Origin of the sequence: Methylacidimicrobium cyclopophantes (assembly GCF_902143385.2) — a bacterium.
In the GTDB taxonomy this organism is placed as follows: Bacteria; Verrucomicrobiota; Verrucomicrobiia; order Methylacidiphilales; family Methylacidiphilaceae; genus Methylacidimicrobium; species Methylacidimicrobium cyclopophantes.
In genome coordinates this window covers 1-2,180 of sequence record NZ_CABFUZ020000167.1, presented here as the reverse complement: position 1 = coordinate 2,180, position 2,180 = coordinate 1, and the positions used below count along the sequence as shown (strand labels likewise).

1 protein-coding gene is annotated in these 2,180 nt (G+C 61.7%); it reads right to left on the bottom strand.

Annotated elements, in window-relative coordinates; all coding sequences use genetic code 11:
- Positions 1-4: 4 nt before the first annotated feature.
- Positions 5-2,180, bottom strand: a 2,176-nt coding sequence (locus FN369_RS07730; protein WP_142525600.1) for a TonB-dependent receptor, incomplete at its 5' end; no start/stop codon positions are given.

Below are 2,180 nucleotides of genomic sequence, written 5' to 3'. Positions count from 1 at the left end.
TCGGCTAGAATTTCCAGGCGAGGGTGCCTTGGACCCAGAAGGGGAGGCCGGCCACGATTCCGCCGTAGTCGTTGGTCCGGTCGGGCATGGAGCCGACGGCGTAGGGGAGCCAGTAGGGTTCGTTGGTGAGGTTGTAGATCCAGAGGGAGATCTCCCATTGGGGCTGGGAGTAGAAGATGCGGGCGTTGAGCAGGTATTGCCAGGGGATGGCGGTCGCATAGTTGTATCCGAGGAACTGCTGGCTCATGACGAGGGCGCTCACGGTTGCGCCGAAGCCCGAGTCGGCTTGATAGGTGACCATGGCGTTTACGACCTGCTGGGGCCAGCCGATGAAGGGGTAGCTCCCCGGCGGGTAGCTGCCGGAGTTGTTGAGGGGGAGGTTGGCTTGGAGGGCGAGGGCGGTGGAGTAGGTCTGCGACATCGGCGGGCCGTAAGGGAGGCCCGACCAGTCTTCGACTCCGCGCGCAAAGAAGTAGCCGGTGCGCATCCACCAGTGAGGATTTGGCTGGTAGGTGAGGTTGGCTTCCAGGCCGGTGACGGTTGCCGGGGTGGGCGCGACGTCGACGAAATTGAAGAGGGGAATTTGCTGGGAGAAGCCGGCGAGGGAAGCAGAGAGCTTGTCGTGGAGGAGGCTCCATTTGAATCCCCCTTCGAAGAGCTGCTCCTGGAGGTCGAAGGAAGAGTTGGGCAGCCCGCTGGGATAGACGTTGAATCCGCCGACTGCTCCCACGTTGGCGACATACATCCAGTTGTAGGTGAAGTAGGCGGTCCACCAGGGGAAGATCTTGTAGAGGGCGCTGGCGTTGATCATGGGAAGCTCTTGGATGGTTTGGGCTTGGACGAAGAGCTCGGGCGGGGTTCCGGGCGGGGTCTGGCTGGAGACGAAATAGGTGGTGGCGCGGGCGCCGAAGAGGAGGGAGAACTTGTCGGTGATTTGGAGGTCATGCTGGTAGAAGGGGGCGAGGGTCCAGTAGTTGGAGTCGGTCGTGCCGGCGCTTCCATTGAAGGGTTCGAAATAGACGCCGGGCCTTCCCGGAATGGGCCACTCACCTCCCCCGGGAGCGTTCGGATTGCGGATGAGGGAGCGGAAGAAGGCGGTCTGGGGGAAGTTCCAGCTTGTGGGGTTGGTGCGCAGGATATCCCAGGCGTTGGCGCTGCCGAAGTAGAGCTGGGATTCGTAGTCGAGGTTGTGTTCGAATCCCCATTCGACTCCGGTGTCGATCCGGTGTTCGAGCAAAAGCTTTCCGAGCCATCCGCCTTCCCGGGAAGAGTCTTGCTCGGATTGCCCGATCGGGGTGGCGAACTGGGCGAGGAGCTCGGTGCGGTTGTCGATCTCGTAATCTCCCATCGCCACTTCGGTATAGTAGGAAGCCGGAGCGACCACGGCGTTTCTCCCGTAGTAGACGAAGGTGTTGTTGCGGAGCTGGAGGCCCTCTCCGAGCTGGAGGCGTTGGATGAGCTGGAGGAATCCCGTGTAGGCGCGTCCTTCGGACTCGGGGTTGTTGGCGACCATTCTTCGGCTGATCGGTTCCAAGGGCCCCGCGTAGCTGGCGAAGCCCGGATTGTTGACGGTGCCGATCTGGATCTGGGAGAGGGGTAGGGAACCCGTGTTGTAGAGCCCGTCTTGGATGAGGGCGCTGGTCGGCCGGTTCATCCAGGAGAACATCGGGGTGAAATCGTAGGTGCCGAAATCGGAGGAGAAGTCGATCGAATAGTCCTCGGTGGGCTTGGCCCCGAGCGCGAAGTAGACATTCTCTTGGTCGTTGTGGACGTCGGGCTGGTAGTAGCTCCCGTTCTCGATCCCCATGTAGCTCAAGCGATAGGCGACCTTCTGCTCCTTGTCGATCGGTCCGCCGATGTCGGCTCCCCACATGTAGTTTTGATACATGCCGGTGCTATCCCACATCTGGCCCCGGAAGCGGTCGAAGTAGGGCTGCTTGGTGATGTAGTTGACCGTTCCGCCGGCCGCCTGCTGCTCGCCGAAGACCGCGTTGGCCGGCCCCTCGGTGATGTCTTCCGACTCGACCATGTTCCAGTTGAAGGGGGTGAGCAATCCTCCCGTAGAGAGAACGGTCATCTGGATTCCGTTTATGTAAGGCTGCGCGGCCATGCCGCGGACGGTAGGGGCACCCATGGTTGCGCCGGCATTTTCGCTGATCGCCCCCGGGATCAGGAAGGCG